We start from the raw sequence: 20,647 nt of genomic DNA on the forward strand, positions 1-20,647 counted from the left end.
TCTCACAGGCCCGCCGGCGAGCGCGCTCACAGGCTCAGCTCCGGGTGCAGCCGGTCCAGGGTCCACACCTGCTTGCGCCGGGCGGTCAGCGCGGTGAGCGCGAGGGCGCCCGCCGTGAAGGCCGCCAGCACCGCGCACGCCTGCCACACGGGCCCGAGACCGCCGCCGGAGATCAGCCTGCGCAGCGCCTCCACGACGTAGCTCATCGGCAGGTACGGGTGGATCGCGTTGAAGAAGCCCGGGCTGGTCTGCACGGGATACGTGCCGCCGGCCGACGTCAGCTGCAACATCAGGAAGGCGAGGACGAGGATGCGGCCCGCCGCCCCGAAGCGCGCGTTCAGCCACTGCACGATGGCCGCGAAGCAGGCCGTGACCAGGCACAGGAAGCCGACGGTGCCCGCGGCGTGCAGCATCTGGAGGCCGAGCGCCCAGTGCAGGACGGACATCAGGGCCGCCACCTGGAGCAGGCCGAGCGCGGCCACCGGCAGCCAGCCCGCGAGCGTCACCCGCCAGGAGGAGGCGCCCACGGCGAGCGCCCGCCGGTTCAGGGGCGCGATCAGCATGTAGGCGACCATCGCGCCCACCCAGAGGGACAGCGGAATGAAGTACGGGGCGAAGCCGGTCCCGTAGTTGGGTGCCTTGTGCAGCGACTGGGAGGCCAGCTGTACGGGGTCGGCCATCACTCCGGTGCGCTGGTCACGGTCCTTCTTGTCGTAGTCGGGGATCTTCCCGACGCCGTCGTGCAGCCCGCTCGCCAGCTTCCCCGAACCGCCGGCCAGTCGGTACATGCCGCCGTCGAGGTCCTGCGCGCCGGTCTCCAGCCTGCCGACCCCGGAGTCGAGGTCGGCGGCGCCCGCCGAGGCCGTGCCCAGCCCCGCGTGCAGCGTCCTGGCGCCCGCCGCGACCTGCCCGGCCCCGTCGTCGAGGCGGTTGATCTGCGCGACCGCCTTCTCGACGTCCTGGTCGAGCGTCGGGGCGTGCCGGGCGAGGGCCGCGGACTGCTCCTGGAGCGTCGCCAGGTTCCGGTCCATGACCGCCAGGTCGCCGTGCTGGTCCTGGACGAGGGTGTTCAGGTCGTCCGAGACGGTGGCGACGTCCGCGGCCGCCGTCATCGCCTTCTTCAGGTCGGGGCAGGCCGGGTCGTCGAGCACCGCCTGCGCGCAGCGGCGCTCGTAGACCGCGGCGAGGATGTCCGATCCCGCGTGAGCGCCCTGGCGCGCTGTGGGGGCCAGGCGCACCAGGTCATCCAGGTGGCGCCGGACGCCCGCGGCCGAGTCGGACACCAGCCGCGCGGTGTCGCCGATCGCCTTCTTGTTGTCCCTCAGGAAGGGCAGTACCTGGTCGGCCGCGCCGTTGACCCGGCTCGCGAGCAGCCGGGTGCCGTCGGCGACCTGCCGGGACCCGGACTCCAGGTCACCGGCCCCCTTGTCGAGCCTGGTCAGACCGCCGGCCAGGTCACCGCTGCCCTTCTTGGCGTCCTTCAGGCCGTCGGCGAGTTCCTTCGAGCCCTCCTTCGCCTTCCCGATGCCGCCCCTGAGGTCGTCCGCGCCGTCGGCCGCCTTCTCGGTCGCGTCGTGGATGTCCGAGAAGGAGATGAAGATCTTGTCGAGGAACGAACGCGACGCGTTGGTGGACGCGGCCGATCGCACCTCCGAGAACACCGTCCGGGAGATCTGCCCGACGATGTAATTGTTCGCGTCGTTCGTCCGCACGCGGAGGGCGCCGGTCTCGGGCGCGTCCCCGGAGCTGGACGCGATGCGCGCGCTGAAGTCCTTCGGCATGGTGAGCGACAGGTAGTACGTGCCGTCCTCCACGCCCTTCGCGGCCTGCGCGGAATCGACCTCGTGCCACTGGAAGGTGTCGCTGTCGTACAGCCCCGCGGTGATGTCGTCGCCCGCGGTGATCTTCTTGCCGCCCGCCTTCGCCCCCCGGTCGTCGTTGACGAGCGCCACGGGGATCTTGTCGAGCCGCCCGTAGGGATCCCAGAAAGACCACAGGTACAGCGCCCCGTAGAGCAGGGGCAGCAGCAGAAGGGCGACGAGCGCGGCGCGCGGCAGTTTCCCTCTGCCGAAGCGCCTCAGCTCAAGCGCGGCCAGCTTCGGCGAACGCATCGGCCGTCTCCTTGTCGGTCGTGGATGCGGGGACGGTCGACACGGTGAGCGCGCCCTCGGGGGCCTCGCTGCACACGGCGAGCACCGTGGTGCCGGCGGCGGTGACGGTCCGCAACCGGTCCCAGACCTCGGCGCGTTCACGGTCCGAGAGCTTCAGGTCGGTGTCGTCGACGCCGATCAGCAGGGGCCGGCCGATGAGCGCGAGCGCCAGGGAGAGGCGCAGCGCCTCCACGCGCTCCAGGTCGCGCACGGCCGTACGGGCCTTCTTGGGCAGCGTGTCGAGGTCGAGCCCGGCACCGGCCAGCGCGTCGTCGATCCGCTGCCGCGCCAGGGCCGCCCGCTCCCGGCGCGGGCGCAGCAGAGCGCGCCACGAGCCGTCGAACCGGCGCTGCAGCAGCGCCCGCTCCCGCAGGTGCTCGGCGACGGTCAGCGCCGGATCGAGATCGGTCACCCCGGGCACGTGCGCGAGCGCGCTCAGCCGCCGTACGGCCGCCATCTGCTTCGGCAGCCCGAGGCCGGCGACGCGGGCCTCGCCCTCGGCCGGGCGCATCCGCCCCGTCAGCGCGAGCAGCAGACAGGTGCGGCCGCTGCCGGACGGCCCCTCGATCGCGACGAGCGTTCCCGGCCCCGCGTCGATGTCGACGTCCCGGAACGCCCAGCCGCGCGGCCCCTTCACCCCGAACCCGGTGGCGGCGACGGCGGCCCCGCCCTGCGGCCCGTCCATGACCCTCCCCTTTTGAACTGACTGGTCAGTGCAAAAAGCTAACCCGAACCTTCGATCGAGGCAAAGGTGCAGGTCAGAGCCGATTGTCAGTGGCGTCCTCCACTATCGACACATACGGCCACTGCGCCGTCACACAGACGACAGGAGGTTCGTCATGGCTGGACATCGCGCATCCACCGCGGCCGCCGCCGCACGACGCCGCGCCGCCATCGGCCCTGCCCCCTCACCGACCGGCCCGGCGAGCGACGTCCACCCGGTGCTGCGCCGGGCCGGCGCGCCACCCGCCGCCCTCGACCTGCTCGCCCAGGCCCGCGCGGGGCTCGACGAGGCGGAGATCCTCGACGCGCCGAACGAGCGGTACGCGACGGCCCACCTGGCCGCCCTGCGCACCGCCGCCGCCGTGCTCGCCGCCCGCGGCCGCCCCGAGCCCACCCCGCGGCGCCGCGCCAAAATCCGCAGCGCCTGGGAAGTGCTCCCCGAGATAGCGCCCGAACTGGCCGAGTGGAGCGCCCTCTTCGCCTCCGGCGCCACCCGGCGCGCTCGCGCCGAGGCGGGCATCCAGGGTGCGGCCAGCGCCCGCGACGCCGACGATCTGCTGCGCGACGTCGCGATGTTCCTGCGCCTCGTCGAGCGGATGCTCGTGCTCCAGCCGGTGCTGCCGGGACCCCGGCGGAAGGACGGTGAGCGGGACGTGTCCGACGCCGGGTGAGCACTGGCGATGCCCCACGTCCGGGCCCATTAGGGTGGAGGCGCCCGCACCAGTTCACGCTCCGCCCGTCGGCCGGAGCCGCGCCGAGGAGTCACCAGCAGTGTCGGACCCGACTCGCCCGCCCGCCTCCCCTCGCCGGTCGCAGCCGACGCCGCAGCGCTCCGACCCCTTCGGCCCCCGCGCCTCGCTCCGCACCGCCGTGGTCTGGGAAGTCCTCAAGGACGCCCTCGACCGGCGCGTCAAGGCCGCGGGAAGCCAGGCGCACCGAGCTCTCGACGTTCTCGACACCGGCGGCGGCAGCGGCAACTTCGCGGTGCCGGTCGCCCGCCTGGGCCACCGCGTCACCGTCGTCGACCCGAGTCCGAACGCGCTGTTCGCGCTGGAGCGCCGCGCCGCCGAGGCCGAGGTCGCCGACCGGGTGCGCGGCGTCCAGGGCGACGTCTCCGGACTGTTCGACGTCGTCGAGCGCGGCGGGTACGACGCGGTGCTGTGCCACGGCGTCCTGGAGTACGTCGAGGAGCCGGAGGAAGGCGTGCGCAACGCCGTGGGCGCGCTGCGCCCCGGCGGCGTGCTGAGCCTGCTCGCCGCGGGTCTCGGCGGCGCCGTGCTCGCGCGGGCCCTCGCCGGCCACTTCAAGGAGGCCCGGCAGGCGCTCGACGACCCGGCGGGCCGCTGGGGCGACGCCGACCCGGTGCCCCGGCGCTTCACCGCCGACCAGCTCACCCGGTTGGTCGCCGACGCCGGAGTGGATGTCGGCGCGGTGCACGGCGTGCGGGTCTTCGCCGACCTGGTCCCCGGCGTCCTCGTGGACACCGAGCCCGGAGCCCTTCAGGAGCTGCTCAGGCTGGAGGCGGCCGCCGCCGAGCAGCCCGCCTTCCACGCCGTGGCGACCCAATTGCACGTGCTCGGTGAGAAGCAGGCGCAGGACGGGGCCTGAGCGCCCCTCGTGTCGCACCGCTGATCAGCGGCGCAGCGGCAGATGGAGTACGCCACAGGCCCCCCGATCCGGCGCCCGGCGCCGTATGATCGGGGGAGACCGCCCGGCATGACGGGACGGCCACCGGGGAATGACGCCTCAGGAGGCCGGAGCGGCGTGATGCGGTCCGGAATGGTGAAGTTGGCGTAGAGGGGCGGGTTTCACGGGGGCGATTCCCTGCCTATCCTGAAGGGGACCCCCGGTCGCCCCGGCGACTGCACGATGAGGAGGACTCCGTGCCGCTCTCGGAGCACGAGCAGCGAATGCTCGAGCAAATGGAGCGAGCGCTGTACGCCGAAGATCCCAAGTTCGCGACAGCGCTTGAGGGAAGCGGGCTGCGTACATACACCCGACGTCGGGTCTACCAGGCCGTGGCCGGTTTCCTGGTGGGTATCGCGCTCCTCATGGCTGGAATGGTCGCGAAGCAGATCTGGATCAGCGTGGTGGGATTCCTCGTCATGCTGGGGTGCGCGGTGCTCGCCGTCACCGGCTGGCGCAAAGCGCCCAAGCCGGGTGAACAGCCGGCGGGAGCCGTCCCGGGCGGCACCACCGCCCGGCGCCAGAGCAAACCGAAGCGGTCGATGATGGACCGCATCGAGGAGCGCTGGCAGCGCCGCCGCGACGAGCAGGGCGGTAGTCGCTGAGCCCCTCCGGTTCCTACGGAGACCGCTCGACGAGCGTACGTGTGTGAAGGGTGACCGCGGGATGCGGTCACCCTTTGTGCGTCCCGGTGCGGGTCGGACGCGTGGACCACGGACGAAGGCGCCGGCCCCCGAGGGGCCGGCGCCTTCGTCACTCTCGGTGCGTCAGCTCTCCTGACCGGACGGCCGGGAGCGGGCCGCGGTCCAGCGGGCCCGCAGCCCCGCCGTGAACCGTGCCCGGCGCTCCGCCAGCGCCCACACCACCCGGACGGCCGAGCGCGGCGCGAGCGTCGCCCGCAGCCGCGCCGTGCGGCTCACCTTGGCGTGCATGCCGGCGTGCACCCGCCGCACGTCGTCGCCGAGCCCCGAAACGGGCTGCGGCCGTGGCGCGTACAGCACCTGCTCCACCGCCGCCGCCACCCGCCGCACCGCGTCGGCCGCCGGCTCGTCCAACTGCCCGAGGCGCACGATCCGGGCCGCCGCCGTGCGCGGGGTCTGCGAATCGTCCGGTGCGATGCCGTGGTCCCACGCCGTGTCCGTGACCTCGTGCCAGGCCGCCAGGGTGCGCCCGGCGACATCGGCGTCGGTACGGCCACCCGAACCGAGGCGCAGCGCCCGCACCCGCAGCCGCCACAGCATCGGCAGCAGCGGCACCAGCAGGACCAGCAGCACCGCGAGCGTCACCAGCAGGATTGTGCCGATCGGCGGTCCGTCGTCCGGGGAACCCGCGTCCGGCGTGGGGAGGAGTGCGGCGCACTGGCCCTCCTTGCGCTGCTGCGCCGAGCAGCTCTCCATCAGCTCCGGCTGATCCGAGGACGTCGCGTCCGAGGCGGAATCGCTGGGCTTCGCCGTGTTCGACGAGACGTCGGTCGGCGTGTCGTCCTGCGTGTACTCCGGCGTGTAGCCACGGGTCGGCGTCGGCTCGAAGCGGGTCCAGCCGACCCCCTCGAAATACAGTTCGGGCCAGGCGTGCGCGTCCCGCAGCCCCACCGTGTACGTACCGTCCCCCGAAGCCGAGCCCGGGGTGAAGCCGACCGCGACCCGGGCCGGAATCCCCAGCGTCCTGGCCATCGCCGCCATCGAGAAGGCGAAGTGGACGCAGAAGCCCTCCTTCTGCTTCAGGAAGCGGACGATCGCGGCGGAACCACTGCCCGCCCGCACCTCCGTGTTGTACGTGAACCCGCCGTCGACCGCGAAGTAGTCCTGCAGCTTCACCGCGCGCTCGTAGTTGTTCGCCGCGCCCCGGGTGACCTGGAGCGCCGTCCGGCTCACCACGTCCGGCAGCGACGCGGGCACCTTCGTGAACTCCTTCAGGAGGTTGCCCGGCGGCCGCCCGGCGTTGGCCAGCTGCTGCGCCGTCGGCTGCACGACCAGGCTCTTGACGCTGTACTGCTTGCCGCGCGTCGTCTGCCCGTGGTCGCCCACCAGGGTCCGGCCGACCTCCTCGAACCGCCAGCGCCCGTCGATCGACACCTGTGAGGCGGGATACGGCATCGGCAGCCAGTCCTGGGTGTACCAGTCGGCCGCCTTGATGTTCGTCTGCACCTCGGTCCTGCGGATGTCCGAATCGAGGCCCGGTGGGTTCGGCAGGTTCGAGGGGACGTCGGTGATGCTGCGCACCGACGGGCGCCAGGTGGTGCCGTCGAACTCGTCGAGCGAGACGATCCGCAGATACAGCTCCTGGGTCTGCTCGGCGTTCGTCCGGTACGTCATCACCGTCCGGTCCTCCGGCTGGTTCAGACTGTTCTGCAGCGAGACCAGCGGATTGACCGCGGAGATCGTGCCGCCGCCGCCCGAACCGGCGCCCGTGCCCGAACCGGACGGGCCGAGCACACCGCCGTCCAGGGCGGGCAGGGCCAGCGGCACCACCAGCGCGATGCCCAGGGCCACGGCCCCGATACGCCGCCCGGTGCGGACCGGTGCGGTCGCGCCGCTCGGACCGTCGGCCACCGAAGCGCCGCCGGAACCGTGCCCCGTGCCGCCGAAGACCCGCCCCCACTGCGAGAGCCGGTCACGCCCCTCCGCGAGCAGCAGCACCAGATAGCCGCCGGCCGCGAGCACGAACCACAGCCAGTCGGCGCCGCCCTCGGAGAGCCCGGCGGCCACCGAGTACAGCGCGAGCAGCGGCAGCCCGGCCGGGGCCGCGCTGCGGAACGTCACCGCCAGCGCGTCCACCGCGAGCCCGATCACCAGCGCGCCGCCCACCAGCATCAGCCGGATGCCGTCGGACACCGGCGCCGGTATGGCGTACCGGCCGACGTCGTCGCCGCCCATCTCCAGCAGCAGCCCGAAGTGCCGGAAGGCCTCCGGGCCGGGAACGACCGCGCCGATCGCCTGCTCCCGGGCGAAGGACACGGTGAGCAGCAGCAGCGACACCAGCGCCTGCGCGGCGATCGTCAGCGGCCGGGCCAGCGGCACTCTGCGGGCCGCGGCGCCCACCGCCGCCTGGACCGTCAGCAGGATCGCCGCCTCGAGCAGCCAGGCCGACGTGTCGACCAGGGGCAGCAGCGAGCACGACGCCAGGAAAGTGGCCAGCGTCGCGCAGATCGACAGTCGGGCACCACCGCTCATGACCAGCCCCCAGCCGTGCTCGTACCTGTCGTGACCGCGCCGCCGCGGTCCCGGTCCGCCTGCCGCCACACCTCCACCAGGGATGCGCCGGCCGGTACGGCCACCGCCGTCCAGCCCGCCTCCTGGAGCGTGCGCAGCCGCTCGGCGCAGCGCGCGGCCGGGGCGGCGCCGGAGCCCTGCGCCCAGGTCTCGCTGTCCAGCAGGAAGGCGATCGCGCCGCCGCTGCGCCGGCGCATCTTGGCGGCCACGGCCGCCTGCTCCTCGTCCAGATCGCCGAAGAAGGCGATCAGCAGTCCCTCGTTCCCACTGCGCAGCACGTCGTACGCGGACGACAGCGACGCCATGTCCGAGTGGTCGACGACGGCGAGCGTGTCCATCATCAGGCCGGCGGCGTCCGCCGACTCCTGGCTGGCGCCCGCGAACCCGTCGCTGCCCTCGCCCGGCACGGAGGTGCCGGTGTCGGTCAGCAGCCGGACGGAGAAGCCCCGCTCGAGCATGTGGACCAGGGCGGAGGCCGCGCCGGACACCGCCCACTCGAAGGCCGAGTCGGGGCCGGCGCCCTGGAAGGCGCGGTCGCGCGTGTCGAGCAGCACCGTGCAGCGGGCCCGCTGCGGCTGCTCCTCACGGCGCACCATCAGCTCGCCGTAGCGCGCGGTCGAGCGCCAGTGGACGCGGCGCAGGTCGTCGCCGTGGCGGTACCCGCGCGGGATCACGTCGTCCTCGCCGGCCAGCGCGAGCGAGCGCTGCCGCCCGTCCCCGTACCCCTTGGCCTCCCCGGTCAGCCGCACCGGAGGCAGTGCCTCCACGCGCGGGATCACCGTCAGGGTGTCGTACGCGGAGAAGGACCGGGTCAGCTCGCACATGCCGAACGGGTCGGTCAGGCGCAGTTGGAGCGGGCCCAGCGGATAGCGGCCGCGCAGGTCGGAGCGGACCCGGTAGGACACCTCGCGGCGGCCGCTCGCCTCGACCCGGTCCAGCACGAAGCGGGGCCGCGGCCCGAGCACGTACGGCACCCGGTCCTGGAGCATCAGCAGACCGGTGGGCAGCCGGGAGATGTTGTCGATCCGCAGGTGCACCCGCGCCTCGGCGCTCGCGGGCACGCGCGCGGGGGAGAGGCGGCGGCTGCCCGCGACCCGGTAGCGGGTGCGGTACAGCACGCCCGCGCAGACCAGCGGCAGCACCGCGAGCAGCAGGCCGACCCGGAGCAGATCGCTCTGCCCCAGGACGTACGCGCAGATGGCCGCGGCGATGCCGGCCGCCAGGAACGAACGGCCGCGGGTGGTCAGTCCGGACAGCGCCGTGCGCAGCCCGCTCTTGTCACCCTTGTCGCTCGTCGTGCCGCCGTCGGTGGCCCCGCCCCCGGGGTCGGCCGCGGGATACCCCCCGGCCGTCATCACGCCCTCCGCGTGCCGGGCGACTGCTGGCCGTACATCGGGGGCGTCGCGGAGTCGAAGCCCTGCTGGGGGGCGCGGGTGTCCGCGGCCGGGACCGGGATGCGCTGCAGGATGTCCAGCACGACCTGCTCCGCCGTACGCCGGTTCAACTGCGCCTGCGCGGTGGGCAGCAGACGGTGGGCCAGGACCGCCACGGCCAGCGCCTGCACATCGTCCGGCAGCGCGTACTCGCGCCCGCTGAGGGCCGCCGACGCCTTGGCCGCGCGCAGCAGGTGCAGCGTCGCGCGCGGGGAGGCGCCGAGTCTGAGATCCGGGTGGGCGCGCGTCGCGGCGACCAGGTCCACCGCGTAGCGCCGCACCGAGTCCGCGACGTGGACCGTGCGCACGGCGTCCACCAGCTTCACGATGTCGTGCGCGTGCGCCACCGGCTGGAGGTCGTCGAGCGGCGACACCCCGCCGTGCACGTCCAGCATCTGCAACTCGGCCTCCGGGCTGGGATAGCCGATGGAGACCCGCGCCATGAAGCGGTCGCGCTGGGCCTCGGGCAGCGGATAGGTGCCCTCCATCTCGACCGGGTTCTGCGTCGCCACCACCATGAAGGGGCTGGGCAGTTCGTAGGTCTTGCCGTCGATGGTGACCTGGCGCTCCTCCATGGACTCCAGGAGCGCGGACTGGGTCTTCGGCGACGCGCGGTTGATCTCGTCGCCGATCACGATCTGGGCGAAGATCGCGCCCGGCTTGAACTCGAAGTCCCGCCGCTGCTGGTCGAAGATCGACACACCGGTGATGTCCGACGGCAGCAGGTCGGGAGTGAACTGGATGCGGCGCACCGAGCAGTCGATGGACCGCGCGAGCGCCTTGGCGAGCATCGTCTTGCCGACGCCCGGTACATCCTCGATGAGCAGGTGCCCCTCGGCGAGGAGCACCGTCAGCGAAAGCCGTACGACCTCCGGCTTGCCCTCGATCACACCCTCCACCGACCTGCGGACCCGCTCCGCAGTGGTGGTCAGATCAGTGAGGCTCGCTCGATCGTCATAGGTCGTCACCCGGCCCTCCTCGGCCCGTACTTTCCGGGCCGACGCTCTGTGACGCGGACCGGCCCACCCCGAAACACGGACACCACGCGCGAAGAGTTCCGGCCCTCGCGCGAGGTGTCACCCCCGCATTCTTGTTGCCGTTACCGGTTCGTGTCACTCGCCTGTGGATAACTGGCCGCGATATGTCGGGGCTTACGACCTTTTGAGCGGACGGCCGACCGGCCGTCCGCTCCTTCGCCCGCTCAGGCCGGGGTGATTTCCCGCAGCCGCCCGGTCTTCACGTCGAACACGAAACCGCGAATGTCGTCGGTGTGCAGAAGGAAGGGCGAGGTGCGCACCTTCTCTATCGACTGCCGCACGTCCTGGTCGACATCGCGGAAGCCCTCGACGGCCCAGCTCGGGCGCTGGCCGACCTCCAGCTCCAGCTCGTGGCGGAACTCCTCGGTCAGCGACTCGAGGCCGCACGTCGTGTGGTGGATGAGGACCACGCTGCGGGTGCCGAGGGCGCGCTGGCTGATGGTGAGCGAGCGGATCACGTCGTCGGTCACCACGCCGCCCGCGTTGCGGATCGTGTGGCAGTCGCCCAGCTGGAGGCCGAGGGCCTTGTGCAGGTCGAGGCGCGCGTCCATGCACGCCACCACCGCGACGCGCAACACGGGGCGCGCGTCCATGCCGGGGTCGGTGAACGCCTCGGCGTACTGCCCGTTCGCCTCGACCAGGCGGTCCGTCACGGTGCCGTCGGCCGATATGGCGCCTTCGGAGGGGAGGGATGCGGAAGTCGTCATGGAGTCGACGTTACTGGGCGCCCTGGTGCGTGGCCTGCTGTGAGAGGGGACAAAGAACATCATCGAGCCTTGTTGTGAGCTAACCCACAGGGCGTGCGCGCCTCCTCCGAACAGGTGAATTCGACGGAGTTACGGCTTCCTCGGGAAGCGGTCCGCGACGCGCAGGCCGGTTGATTGACCGAGGGTCACCGTGGACTAAAGTGACGCCGAACCCCATTAACGAAGCAACACGGAGATCCCGGCGCTGCCGGACGCTCCCCGCGTGCGCGGCGCGCACGTACGGCTCGGCCTCCTCCCGCTCCGGTCGGCCGGCGTCACTTCCCCGGCGCCGACGGACCACCATCCCCTTCACGAGCGGGCGGGGACCCGGCAGTGCGTCCGCGCCGGCCCGCCGGACCTGAGAGGGCCTCTTGAGTCAGCGACACGTCCCGGTCATGCTCCAGCGCTGCCTGGACATGTTGGCCCCCGCGCTGGCGCAGCCGGGCGCGGTCGTCGTCGACTGCACGCTCGGCCTCGGCGGCCACAGCGAGGCCCTGCTCTCCACGTTCCCCGCCTGCCGTCTCGTCGCGCTGGACCGGGACAAGGAGGCGCTGCGCCTGTCGGGTGAGCGGCTGGCCCCCTTCGGGGACCGGGCCACGCTGGTGCACGCCGTCTACGACGAACTGCCCGAGGTCCTGGACCGTTTGGACATCCCGCGCGTCCAGGGCGTCCTGTTCGACCTCGGGGTCTCCTCCATGCAGCTCGACGAGGCCGACCGCGGCTTCGCCTACGCGCAGGACGCGCCGCTCGACATGCGCATGGACCAGACGACGGGGATGAGCGCCGCGGAGGTCCTCAACACCTACCCGGCGGGCGAACTGGTGCGCATCCTGCGCCAGTACGGCGAGGAGAAGCAGGCCAAGCGGATCGTCTCGGCCGTCGTGCGCGAGCGCGAGAAGGAGCCGTTCAGCAACAGCGCGCGGCTCGTCGAGCTGATCAGGGACGCGCTGCCGCAGGCCGCCAAGCGCACCGGCGGCAACCCGGCCAAGCGCACCTTCCAGGCCCTGCGCATCGAGGTCAACGGCGAGCTGAGCGTCCTGGAGCGGGCGATCCCGGCCGCGGTGAAGGCCCTGGCCGTCGGCGGACGGATCGCCGTGCTGTCCTACCAGTCGCTCGAGGACCGCCTGGTCAAGCAGGTCCTCTCGGCCGGCGCGGCCACCACGGCGCCGCCCGGACTGCCCGTCGTCCCCGAGCAGTACCAGCCCCGCCTGCAACTGCTCACGCGCGGCGCCGAACTCCCCACGGAGGAAGAGGTCGCCGAGAACCGCCGGGCCGCCCCGGCACGGCTGCGGGGTGCGCAGCGGATCCGCGAGGACGTGAACGGATGACGGTCGAGTGAGACACGCGCGCGTGGAGGGGTGGTCATGAGCGCCAGAAATGACGCGCAAGGAACCAAGAACTCCAAAGGAGCCAAGGGCTCCCGGAGTTCCGGCGGCCCCTCCGGGGGACCACGCGGACGAGCGGCGCGGCTTGCGCGCTTCCTCCCCGTCGCGCCCTCCGGCGGCTCGCAGGCCGCCCGCACCCCGTTCGTCCTCCTCGTCGTGCTGCTGCTCGGCGGCGGGCTCATCACGCTGCTGATGCTGAACTCCTCGCTCAACGAAGGATCGTTCAAGCTCACCAAGCTCAGGAAGCAGACCACCGAGCTGACCGACGACGAGCAGGAGCTCCAGCGCGAGGTCGACTCCTACTCCGCGCCCGACGCCCTCCAGCGCCGCGCCCGTGAACTCGGCATGGTCCCCGGCGGCGACCCCGCGTTCCTGAACCCCGACGGCACCGTCCGCGGCCTGCCGAGCCCGGCCTCGCTGCCCGAGCCGGTCCGGCAGCAGCCGCCCCGCCCGCCCGAGGCCGAGCCCACGTCCCCCGCCGCGAGCGCCACCCCGTCCGGCAGCCCGACTCCCAGTGCCTCCGCCGCGGCCCAGCAGTCCGGGCAGCCGGCACCGGGCACCTCGTCCGTGCCGCCTCCCACGCCCACCGCCCCCGCCCCTTCCAGCTCCGGCAGGTGACGTCATGACCGACAGGCAGCCTCCGCGCCGTCGCGTCCCGGGACCCGCGCGCCCGGTCAGGACCGCCAGGCCCGGAGCCCAGCGGCGCTCCGCCCCCGGCGCGCGCCCCGCCGCACGGCGCCCGCGCCCCGGCGGGCCCAAGGGCTCCACCCCACTGCGCCTGGGCAGCCCACGGCCCCGCCTGCGGATGGTGAGCCTGGGCCTCACGCTCGTCCTCATGGTCTTCACCGTGCGGCTCCTCCAGGTGCAGGGCGTCGACGCGAGCGCGTACGCGGCCAAGGCCGAGCTGAACCGCTACGTCAGCCACACGATCGCCGCCGAGCGCGGGCAGATCACCGACCGCGGCGGTGTCGCGCTGGCCACGAGCGTGGACGCGTACGACATCACGGCCGACCCGACGATGTTCACCAAGAAGGTCACGAAGGTGGCCGACGCCCCCGAGCAGGCGGCCGCGCTCCTCTCGCCGATCGTCGGGGTCGACACCGCCACCCTGACCAAGCGGCTGAAGACCGAGAAGACCCGCTACGTGCGGCTGGCCGCGCGCCAGACGCCGCAGGTCTGGAAGCAGATCAAGGACCTCAGGTCCACCCTGAACGACAAGGCCAACGCCGAGGGCCGGGAGGCGAGCGTGCTCTCCGGCGTCCTCGCCGACCCCAGCAGCAAGCGCGTGTATCCGAACGGCGACCTCGCCGCCGGGATACTGGGCTGGGTCAACGCCGACGGCAAGGGCGGCGGCGGGGTCGAACAGCAGCTCAACAAGCAGCTGTCGGGCAAGGACGGCAAGATCCGGTACGCGCAGTCCGGCGGCCGCCAGGTGCCGACGGCCGGCAGCACCGAGCAGCCCGCGGTCTCCGGGTCCAACGTCGAGCTGACCATCGACCGGGACATCCAGTGGGCCGCGCAGGACGCGATCACCGAGCAGGTCAAGAAGTCCGGGGCCGACCGCGGCTACGTGATAGTGCAGGACACGCAGACCGGCGAGGTCCTGGCCATGGCCAACGCGCCCGGCTTCGACCCCAACGACCTCTCGAAGGCGAACTCGGCGGCGCTCGGCAACGCCGCGCTCCAGGACGCCTACGAGCCCGGCTCCACCGCCAAGGTGATGTCGATGGCGGCGGTGCTCGAGGAGAACGCGGCGACGCCGCTGACCCATGTCACAGTGCCCAACCGGCTGCACCGCGGCGACCGCCTCTTCCAGGACGACGTCGACCACGAGACCTGGCACCTCACGCTCAACGGCGTGCTCGCCAAGTCCAGCAACATCGGCACCATCCTCGCCACCGGCCAGCTCGGCAAGACGCAGCCCGAGGCCAACCGGACGCTCTCCTCGTACCTGCGCAAGTTCGGCATCGGCTCGGCGAGCGGGCTCGGTTTCCCCGGCGAGACGCCCGGCATCCTCGCGCCCGCGGACAAGTGGTCGACGTCGCAGCAGTACACGATCCCGTTCGGCCAGGGCTTCTCCATCAACGCGATGCAGGCGGCCTCCGTCTACTCGACGATCGCCAACGGCGGCGTACGGGTCGAGCCCACCCTGGTGCGCGGCTCCACCGGCGCCGACGGCAAGTTCGTCGCCGCGCCCAAGCCGAAGCAGACCCGCGTCGTCAGCGCGAAGACGGCACGGACGGTCGCGCAGATGCTGGAGTCCGTCGTCGACGACGTCGAGGGCACCGGCACCGCGGCCCGGATCCCCGGCTACCGCGTCGCGGGCAAGACGGGCACGGCCAACCGTGTGGATCCGGCCACCGGCCGCTACAAGGGCTACACGTCGTCGTTCGCCGGGTTCGCGCCCGCCGACAAGCCGCGCGTCACCGTCTACTGCGCCATCCAGAACGCCACGAAGGGCAGCTACTTCGGCGGCCAGATCTGCGGTCCCATCTACAAGAAGGTCATGGAGTTCGCCCTCAAGACCCTCCAAGTCCCGCCCACGGGCGCCAAGTCCGCGAAGCTGCCCGTCTCTTTCAAGCCATGACGATCGGAACCGGCCGGACCTGCCGTGACCATGATCACTCCACCCAGTGAAGACAGCCTGAAGACCCCGTGACAACCATCACCCCCGATCCGGGGAACCAGCCCGCGCCACGCCCCTCGCTTCGCTCAGGGCGGGCCGGGCCCGGTACGCTCACCGCCGTGCCACACGCTGATCAGTCCCAAACCACCCAGAAGGGCGCACCCGTGACATATCCCGGGCCGCCGCGACCGGCCGCCGTCACCGCCGCACCCCTCGCGGAACTGGCCGGTCAGCTGGGCGTCGCCGCACCCCAGGCCACGGTCGAGGTCACCGGCATCACCCATGACTCCCGTGCCGTTCGCCCCGGCGATCTGTACGCGGCCCTGCCCGGAGCCCGCGCCCACGGCGCCGACTTCGCCGCGCAGGCCGCGACGCTCGGCGCCGTCGCCGCGCTCACCGACCCGGCGGGCGCCGAGCGCGTCACCGCCGCCGGGCTCGCCGCGCTGGTCGTCGAGAATCCGCGCGGACGCATGGGCGAGCTGGCCGCCACCATCTACGGCCACCCCGGCCGCGACCTGCTGCAGATCGGCATCACCGGCACGTCCGGGAAGACCACGACCGCGTACCTGGTCGAGGGCGGACTGAAGAAGGTCCGCTCCACCGGGCTCATCGGCACGGTCGAGATGCGCATCGGCGACGAGCGGATCAAGTCCGAGCGGACCACCCCCGAAGCCACCGATCTCCAGGCGCTGTTCGCCGTCATGCGCGAGCGCGGCGTCGACGCCGTCGCCATGGAGGTCTCCAGCCACGCCCTCGTGCTCGGCCGGGTCGACGGCTGCGTCTTCGACGTCGCCGTCTTCAACAACCTCAGCCCGGAGCACATGGAGTTCCACCGGGACATGGAGGACTACTTCCAGGCGAAGGCGCAGCTGTTCACGCGTGCGCGCAGCAAACAGGGCGTCGTGAACTACGACGACGAGTACGGCCGTCGCCTCATCGACGAGTCCGCGTCCTCGGGGTATCCGGTCGTCTCCTTCTCCGCCGAGGGTCACCCCGACGCCGACTGGCGCGCCGAGGACGTCGAGGTCGGCCAGCTCGGCTCGACGCTGACCGTCGTCGGCCCCAAGGGCGAGCGGATCACCGCCGAGGCGCCGCTGCCCGGCCCCTTCAACGTCGCGAACACCCTCGCCGCGATCGTCACCCTCGCCGTCGCCGGGATCGACCCGCAGACCGCGGCCGACGGCGTCGCCGCCGTGCCGGGCGTCCCCGGCCGCCTGGAGCGCGTGGACGCCGGTCAGGACTACCTCGCCGTCGTCGACTACGCGCACAAGACCGACGCCGTCGAGTCCGTCCTCAAGGCGCTGCGCAAGGTCACCGAGAACAAGCTGCACATCGTGCTCGGCTGCGGCGGCGACCGGGACAGGACCAAGCGGATGCCGATGGGCGCCGCCGCCGCGCGGTTCGCCGACACGGCCATCCTCACCTCCGACAACCCCCGCTCCGAGGACCCCCTCGCGATCCTCGCGACGATGCTCGCCGGCGCCGCCGACGTGCCGGCCCACGAGCGCGGGGACGTCGCCGTCTTCGAGGACCGGGCGGCCGCCATCCGTGCCGCCGTCGCGCGTGCCGAGCCCGGCGACACGGTGCTCGTCGCCGGCAAGGGCCACGAGCAGGGACAGGACATCGCCGGGGTGGTGCGTCCCTTCGACGACCGCCTGGTGCTTCGCGAAGCCATCGAGCAAACCCAGGGATGAAGTTGTGATCGCCCTCTCCCTCGCCGAGATCGCCACAGTCGTCGGCGGGCAGACGTACGACATACCGGATCCGCAGGTCCGGGTCACCGGACCGGTGGTCAGGGACTCCCGTGAGGTGGAGTCCGGCAGCCTGTTCGCCGCCTTCGCCGGTGAACGCGTGGACGGCCACGACTACGCCGCCGACGTGGTCGCCAAAGGCGCCGTCGCGGTCCTGGCCACCCGGCCGGTCGGAGTGCCCGCCATCGTCGTCGACGACGTCACGGCGGCGCTCGGCGCTCTCGCCCGGCACGTCGTCGCCCGGCTCGGCGCCACGCTCGTCGCGCTGACCGGCTCGGCCGGCAAGACCAGCACCAAGGACCTGATCGCCCAGGTGTTGCGGAGCAAGGCCCCCACGGTCTTCACGCCCGGCTCGCTCAACAACGAGATCGGGCTGCCGCTCACCGCCCTCTCCGCCACCGACGAGACGCAGTTCCTCGTCCTGGAGATGGGCGCCCGCGGCATCGGCCACATCCGCTACCTGACGGACCTGACGCCCCCGAAGGTCGGCCTCGTCCTCAATGTCGGGACCGCGCACATCGGCGAGTTCGGCGGCCGCGAGCAGATCGCGCAGGCAAAGGGTGAACTGGTCGAGGCCCTGCCCGCCGACGGCACCGCCATCCTGAACGCCGACGATCCGCTCGTGAGGGCGATGGCCTCGCGCACGAAGGCGAAGGTGCTCTTCTTCGGAGAGGCCGCCGAAGCCGACATTCGTGCCGAGAATGTCCGTCTCACGGAGAACGGCCGCCCCTCCTTCAGCCTTCACACACCCTCCGGGTGCAGCGAAGTGACCTTGCGGCTGTACGGTGAGCACCACGTGTCGAACGCGCTCGCTGCGGCCGCCGTCGCCCACGACCTTGGCATGTCCGTCGAGGAGATCGCCCTCGCGCTCTCCGAGGCGGGCACCCTGTCCCGCTGGCGGATGGAGGTCACCGAGCGCCCGGACGGCGTCACGATCGTCAACGACGCCTACAACGCGAACCCCGAGTCCATGCGCGCGGCTCTCCGCGCCTTGGTGGCCATGGGCAAGGGGGGCCGTACGTGGGCGGTGCTCGGGCAGATGGCCGAGCTCGGGGACGACGCGCTGGCCGAGCACGACGCGGTCGGACGGCTCGCCGTCCGGCTCAACGTCAGCAAGCTCGTGGCAGTCGGGGGCAGGGAAGCGTCCTGGCTGCGACTGGGCGCCTATAACGAGGGTTCGTGGGGTGAGGAGTCGGTGCACGTGTCCGACGCACAGGCGGCGATCGACCTGTTGCGCAGCGAGCTGCGCCCGGGAGACGTCGTGCTCGTGAAGGCGTCCAGGTCGGTGGGCCTGGAGACCGTCGCACAGGCGCTGCTGGACGACGTACAGGGCGGGGCTGATGCCCGATGATGAAGCAGATTCTCTTCTCGGGTGTCATCGGTCTCTTCCTGACCCTGGCCGGGACGCCGTTGCTCATCAAGCTCCTTGCGCGCAAGGGCTACGGCCAGTACATCCGTGACGACGGCCCGCGCGAGCACGCCAGCAAGCGCGGTACGCCGACCATGGGTGGTATCGCCTTCATCCTGGCGACCCTCATCGCGTACTTCGTCAGCAAGCTGATCACCGGCGCCGCCCCGACCCTGTCGGGCCTGCTCGTCCTCGGCCTGATGGCGGGCATGGGCCTGGTCGGCTTCCTGGACGACTACATCAAGATCGTCAAGCGGCGTTCGCTCGGTCTGCGGGCCAAGGCGAAGATGGCCGGACAGCTGATCGTCGGCATCGCCTTCGCGCTGCTCGCCATCAACTTCGCGGACGTCCGCGGCAACACCCCGGCCTCCACCAAGCTCTCCTTCGTCGAGGACTTCGGCTGGACGATCGGCCCGGTGCTCTTCGTGGTCTGGGCGCTGTTCATGATCCTCGCGATGTCGAACGGCGTGAACCTGACCGACGGCCTCGACGGACTCGCCACCGGCGCCTCCGTGATGGTCTTCGGCGCCTACACCTTCATCGGTGTCTGGCAGTTCCAGGAGTCCTGCGCCAACGCGCAGACCCTCACCAACCCGGGCGCCTGTTTCGAAGTGAGAGACCCACTCGACCTGGCGGTCGTCGCATCGGCCCTCATGGGTTCTTGCTTCGGCTTCCTGTGGTGGAACACCTCACCGGCCAAGATCTTCATGGGTGACACCGGTTCGCTCGCCCTCGGCGGCGCCCTCGCGGGTCTCGCGATCTGCTCGCGCACCGAGCTGCTGATCGCCCTGCTGGGCGGCCTGTTCGTGATGATCACCATGTCCGTGGTCATCCAGGTCGGCTCCTTCAAGATGACCGGCAAGCGGGTCTTCCGCATGGCGCCACTGCAACACCACTTCGAACTCAAGGGGTGGTCCGAAGTCCTTGTCGTGGTCCGGTTCTGGATCATCCAGGGCATGTGCGTGATCGTCGGACTCGGCCTCTTCTACGCGGGATGGGCAGCCAAGAAGTGACCACGCCCCAGGACACATGGGACGGCAAGAACATCACCGTCGCCGGTCTCGGCGTGAGCGGCGTCAGCGCTGCCCGCGCCCTGGCCGGCCTCGGCGCGTCGGTGACCGTGGTGGACGGCGGCGACAGCCCCGCCCACCACGAGAAGGCCGCTCTCCTCCGGGAGGCGGGTATCGCCGTACAGCTCGGCGATTCGACCACGCTGCCCGAGGGCACCGACCTCGTCGTCACCTCGCCCGGCTGGAAGCCCTCGTCGCCCCTGTTCGCGGAGGCCGCGGCGGCCGGCGTCGACGTCGTCGGCGACGTCGAGATCGCCTGGCGGCTGCGCGGCCCGGACGCCGCGCCCTGGCTGGCCATCACCGGCACCAACGGCAAGACGACGACCACGCAGATGCTCGCGTCGATCCTGGAGGCCGCGGGCCTGCGCACGGCCGCCGTCGGCAACATCGGCACGCCGATCATCGACGTCGTCCTCCAGGGCGACGACGCCTACGACGTGTTCGCCGTGGAGCTGTCCTCCTACCAGCTGCACTGGGCGCCCTCGCTGCGCGCCCACTCCGGCGCCGTCCTGAACCTGGCGCCCGACCACCTCGACTGGCACGGCTCCATGGAGGCGTACGCCGCCGACAAGGGCCGTATCTACGAGGGCAATCAGGTCGCCTGCGTCTACAACGTCGCGGACAGGACCACCGAGAACCTGGTCCGCGAGGCCGACGTCGAAGAGGGCTGCCGCGCCATCGGGTTCACCCTCGGTACGCCCGGCCCCTCCGAACTCGGCGTCGTGGACGGCATCCTGGTCGACCGCGCCTTCGTCGACGACCGGCAGAAGAACGCGCAGGAGCTCGCCGAGATCTCCGACGTGAACCCGCCGGCCCCGCACAACATCGCCAACGCCCTCGCGGCGGCCGCCCTCGCCCGCGCGTTCGGCGTCGAGCCCGCCGCCGTACGCGACGGGCTGCGCAACTTCACCCCGGACGCGCACCGCATCGCGCACGTCGCCGATGTGGACGAGGTCGCCTACATCGACGACTCCAAGGCCACCAACACCCATGCCGCTCAGGCATCGTTGGCGTCGTACGAGTCCATCGTGTGGATCGCGGGCGGGCTCGCCAAGGGAGCCACCTTCGACGAGCTGGTCGCGGGCGCCGCGAAGCGGCTGCGGGGCGCCGTCCTGATCGGTGCCGACCGTGGCCTGATCCGTGAAGCCCTGGAGCGACACGCGCCGGAAGTACCCGTCGTCGACCTCGACCGGACCGACACTGGGGCGATGTCGGCGGCGGTCCAGGAGGCAGCACGGCTCGCCCGCCCGGGGGACACCGTGCTGATGGCTCCGGCCTGTGCGTCGATGGACATGTTCACCAACTACAACAAGCGTGGCGAGGCGTTCGCGGAAGCAGTCCGCGAACTCGGCGCCACCAGCGTCTGAGGGGACCCGCGGGTGCCCGGTGACGCCGGGCACCCTTCGGGAGGGGACGTGGC

16 protein-coding genes are annotated in these 20,647 nt (G+C 72.1%); 10 read left to right on the forward strand and 6 right to left on the reverse strand.

Annotation, left to right across the window (positions count from 1 at the left end):
* Nucleotides 1–26: 26 nt before the first annotated feature.
* Nucleotides 27–2,111 (reverse strand): YhgE/Pip domain-containing protein, encoded by a 2,085-nt coding sequence (locus ABZ930_RS17220; protein ID WP_361548379.1) that lies wholly within the window; start codon nucleotides 2,109–2,111, stop codon nucleotides 27–29.
* Complete coding sequence (locus ABZ930_RS17225; RefSeq protein WP_361548382.1) at nucleotides 2,083–2,835, reverse strand: ATP-binding cassette domain-containing protein; 753 nt, start codon at nucleotides 2,833–2,835, stop codon at nucleotides 2,083–2,085. The genes ABZ930_RS17220 and ABZ930_RS17225 overlap by 29 nt, the downstream gene beginning before the upstream one ends.
* 154 nt (nucleotides 2,836–2,989) lie before the next feature.
* Between ABZ930_RS17225 and ABZ930_RS17230 the strand changes: the two genes are divergently transcribed.
* The 3 genes from ABZ930_RS17230 (at nucleotide 2,990) to ABZ930_RS17240 (ending at nucleotide 5,164) form a co-directional block, all read left to right on the forward strand.
* Nucleotides 2,990–3,544 carry an SAV_6107 family HEPN domain-containing protein gene (locus ABZ930_RS17230; RefSeq protein WP_361548385.1) on the forward strand — a complete coding sequence of 185 codons (555 nt, stop codon included), beginning with the start codon at nucleotides 2,990–2,992 and terminating at the stop codon, nucleotides 3,542–3,544.
* Between the two features lie 100 nt (nucleotides 3,545–3,644).
* Nucleotides 3,645–4,481 carry a methyltransferase gene (locus tag ABZ930_RS17235; protein WP_361548388.1) on the forward strand — a complete coding sequence of 279 codons (837 nt, stop codon included), beginning with the start codon at nucleotides 3,645–3,647 and terminating at the stop codon, nucleotides 4,479–4,481.
* A gap of 275 nt (nucleotides 4,482–4,756) precedes the next feature.
* Nucleotides 4,757–5,164, forward strand: coding sequence for a DUF3040 domain-containing protein (locus tag ABZ930_RS17240; RefSeq protein ID WP_361548391.1), 408 nt, complete (start codon nucleotides 4,757–4,759; stop codon nucleotides 5,162–5,164).
* Nucleotides 5,165–5,326: 162 nt separating this feature from the next.
* Here ABZ930_RS17240 and ABZ930_RS17245 read toward each other — a convergent pair whose 3' ends face one another.
* From ABZ930_RS17245 to ABZ930_RS17260, 4 genes are all read right to left on the reverse strand, one after another.
* Nucleotides 5,327–7,732 (reverse strand): DUF3488 and transglutaminase-like domain-containing protein, encoded by a 2,406-nt coding sequence (locus ABZ930_RS17245; RefSeq protein WP_361548394.1) that lies wholly within the window; start codon nucleotides 7,730–7,732, stop codon nucleotides 5,327–5,329.
* Nucleotides 7,729–9,126 carry a DUF58 domain-containing protein gene (locus tag ABZ930_RS17250; protein WP_361548397.1) on the reverse strand — a complete coding sequence of 466 codons (1,398 nt, stop codon included), beginning with the start codon at nucleotides 9,124–9,126 and terminating at the stop codon, nucleotides 7,729–7,731. The genes ABZ930_RS17245 and ABZ930_RS17250 overlap by 4 nt, the downstream gene beginning before the upstream one ends.
* Entirely contained in the window at nucleotides 9,126–10,172 is a 1,047-nt protein-coding gene (locus ABZ930_RS17255; RefSeq protein ID WP_361548400.1) for a MoxR family ATPase, read from the reverse strand. Before ABZ930_RS17255 ends, ABZ930_RS17250 begins: the two co-directional genes overlap by 1 nt.
* Nucleotides 10,173–10,405: 233 nt before the next feature.
* On the reverse strand, nucleotides 10,406–10,948 hold the full coding sequence (locus tag ABZ930_RS17260) for a carbonic anhydrase (RefSeq protein ID WP_361548403.1): 543 nt from the start codon (nucleotides 10,946–10,948) through the stop codon (nucleotides 10,406–10,408).
* Nucleotides 10,949–11,358: 410 nt separating this feature from the next.
* On the opposite strand from ABZ930_RS17260, the gene rsmH reads away from it, so the two are divergent.
* From rsmH to murD, 7 genes are all read left to right on the forward strand, one after another.
* Entirely contained in the window at nucleotides 11,359–12,315 is a 957-nt protein-coding gene (rsmH, locus tag ABZ930_RS17265; protein ID WP_351443742.1) for a 16S rRNA (cytosine(1402)-N(4))-methyltransferase RsmH, read from the forward strand.
* A gap of 36 nt (nucleotides 12,316–12,351) precedes the next feature.
* Nucleotides 12,352–12,990, forward strand: a complete 639-nt coding sequence (locus ABZ930_RS17270) for a septum formation initiator family protein (protein WP_361548406.1) — start codon at nucleotides 12,352–12,354, stop codon at nucleotides 12,988–12,990.
* A gap of 4 nt (nucleotides 12,991–12,994) precedes the next feature.
* Nucleotides 12,995–14,959: a penicillin-binding protein 2 gene (locus ABZ930_RS17275; protein WP_361548408.1), complete on the forward strand. Its 1,965-nt coding sequence runs from the start codon at nucleotides 12,995–12,997 to the stop codon at nucleotides 14,957–14,959.
* Between the two features lie 68 nt (nucleotides 14,960–15,027).
* Complete coding sequence (locus ABZ930_RS17280; RefSeq protein WP_361548411.1) at nucleotides 15,028–16,692, forward strand: UDP-N-acetylmuramoyl-L-alanyl-D-glutamate--2,6-diaminopimelate ligase; 1,665 nt, start codon at nucleotides 15,028–15,030, stop codon at nucleotides 16,690–16,692.
* Nucleotides 16,693–16,696: 4 nt separating this feature from the next.
* Complete coding sequence (gene murF / locus ABZ930_RS17285) at nucleotides 16,697–18,100, forward strand: UDP-N-acetylmuramoyl-tripeptide--D-alanyl-D-alanine ligase (protein WP_361548414.1); 1,404 nt, start codon at nucleotides 16,697–16,699, stop codon at nucleotides 18,098–18,100.
* A complete protein-coding gene (gene mraY, locus ABZ930_RS17290) occupies nucleotides 18,097–19,170 on the forward strand; it encodes a phospho-N-acetylmuramoyl-pentapeptide-transferase (RefSeq protein ID WP_361548417.1) in 1,074 nt (357 codons plus the stop codon). The genes murF and mraY overlap by 4 nt, the downstream gene beginning before the upstream one ends.
* Nucleotides 19,152–20,594 carry a UDP-N-acetylmuramoyl-L-alanine--D-glutamate ligase gene (gene murD / locus ABZ930_RS17295; RefSeq protein ID WP_361548420.1) on the forward strand — a complete coding sequence of 481 codons (1,443 nt, stop codon included), beginning with the start codon at nucleotides 19,152–19,154 and terminating at the stop codon, nucleotides 20,592–20,594. Before mraY ends, murD begins: the two co-directional genes overlap by 19 nt.
* Nucleotides 20,595–20,647 lie beyond the last annotated feature (53 nt).

Origin of the sequence: Streptomyces sp. NPDC046716, assembly GCF_040645755.1 — a bacterium.
Lineage (GTDB): Bacteria > Actinomycetota > Actinomycetes > Streptomycetales > Streptomycetaceae > Streptomyces.

What these genes read in the sequence shown, in the direction of transcription:
- ABZ930_RS17275 (WP_361548408.1), top strand. Translation starts at nt 12,995, where the DNA reads ATGACCGACAGGCAGCCTCCGCGCCGTCGCGTCCCGGGACCCGCGCGC.
- mraY (WP_361548417.1), top strand. Translation starts at nt 18,097, where the DNA reads ATGATGAAGCAGATTCTCTTCTCGGGTGTCATCGGTCTCTTCCTGACC.
- ABZ930_RS17250 (WP_361548397.1), bottom strand. Translation starts at nt 9,126, where the DNA reads ATGACGGCCGGGGGGTATCCCGCGGCCGACCCCGGGGGCGGGGCCACC.
- ABZ930_RS17230 (WP_361548385.1), top strand. Translation starts at nt 2,990, where the DNA reads ATGGCTGGACATCGCGCATCCACCGCGGCCGCCGCCGCACGACGCCGC.
- ABZ930_RS17220 (WP_361548379.1), bottom strand. Translation starts at nt 2,111, where the DNA reads ATGCGTTCGCCGAAGCTGGCCGCGCTTGAGCTGAGGCGCTTCGGCAGA.
- murD (WP_361548420.1), top strand. Translation starts at nt 19,152, where the DNA reads ATGGGCAGCCAAGAAGTGACCACGCCCCAGGACACATGGGACGGCAAG.
- ABZ930_RS17245 (WP_361548394.1), bottom strand. Translation starts at nt 7,732, where the DNA reads ATGAGCGGTGGTGCCCGACTGTCGATCTGCGCGACGCTGGCCACTTTC.
- ABZ930_RS17260 (WP_361548403.1), bottom strand. Translation starts at nt 10,948, where the DNA reads ATGACGACTTCCGCATCCCTCCCCTCCGAAGGCGCCATATCGGCCGAC.
- ABZ930_RS17225 (WP_361548382.1), bottom strand. Translation starts at nt 2,835, where the DNA reads ATGGACGGGCCGCAGGGCGGGGCCGCCGTCGCCGCCACCGGGTTCGGG.
- ABZ930_RS17270 (WP_361548406.1), top strand. Translation starts at nt 12,352, where the DNA reads ATGAGCGCCAGAAATGACGCGCAAGGAACCAAGAACTCCAAAGGAGCC.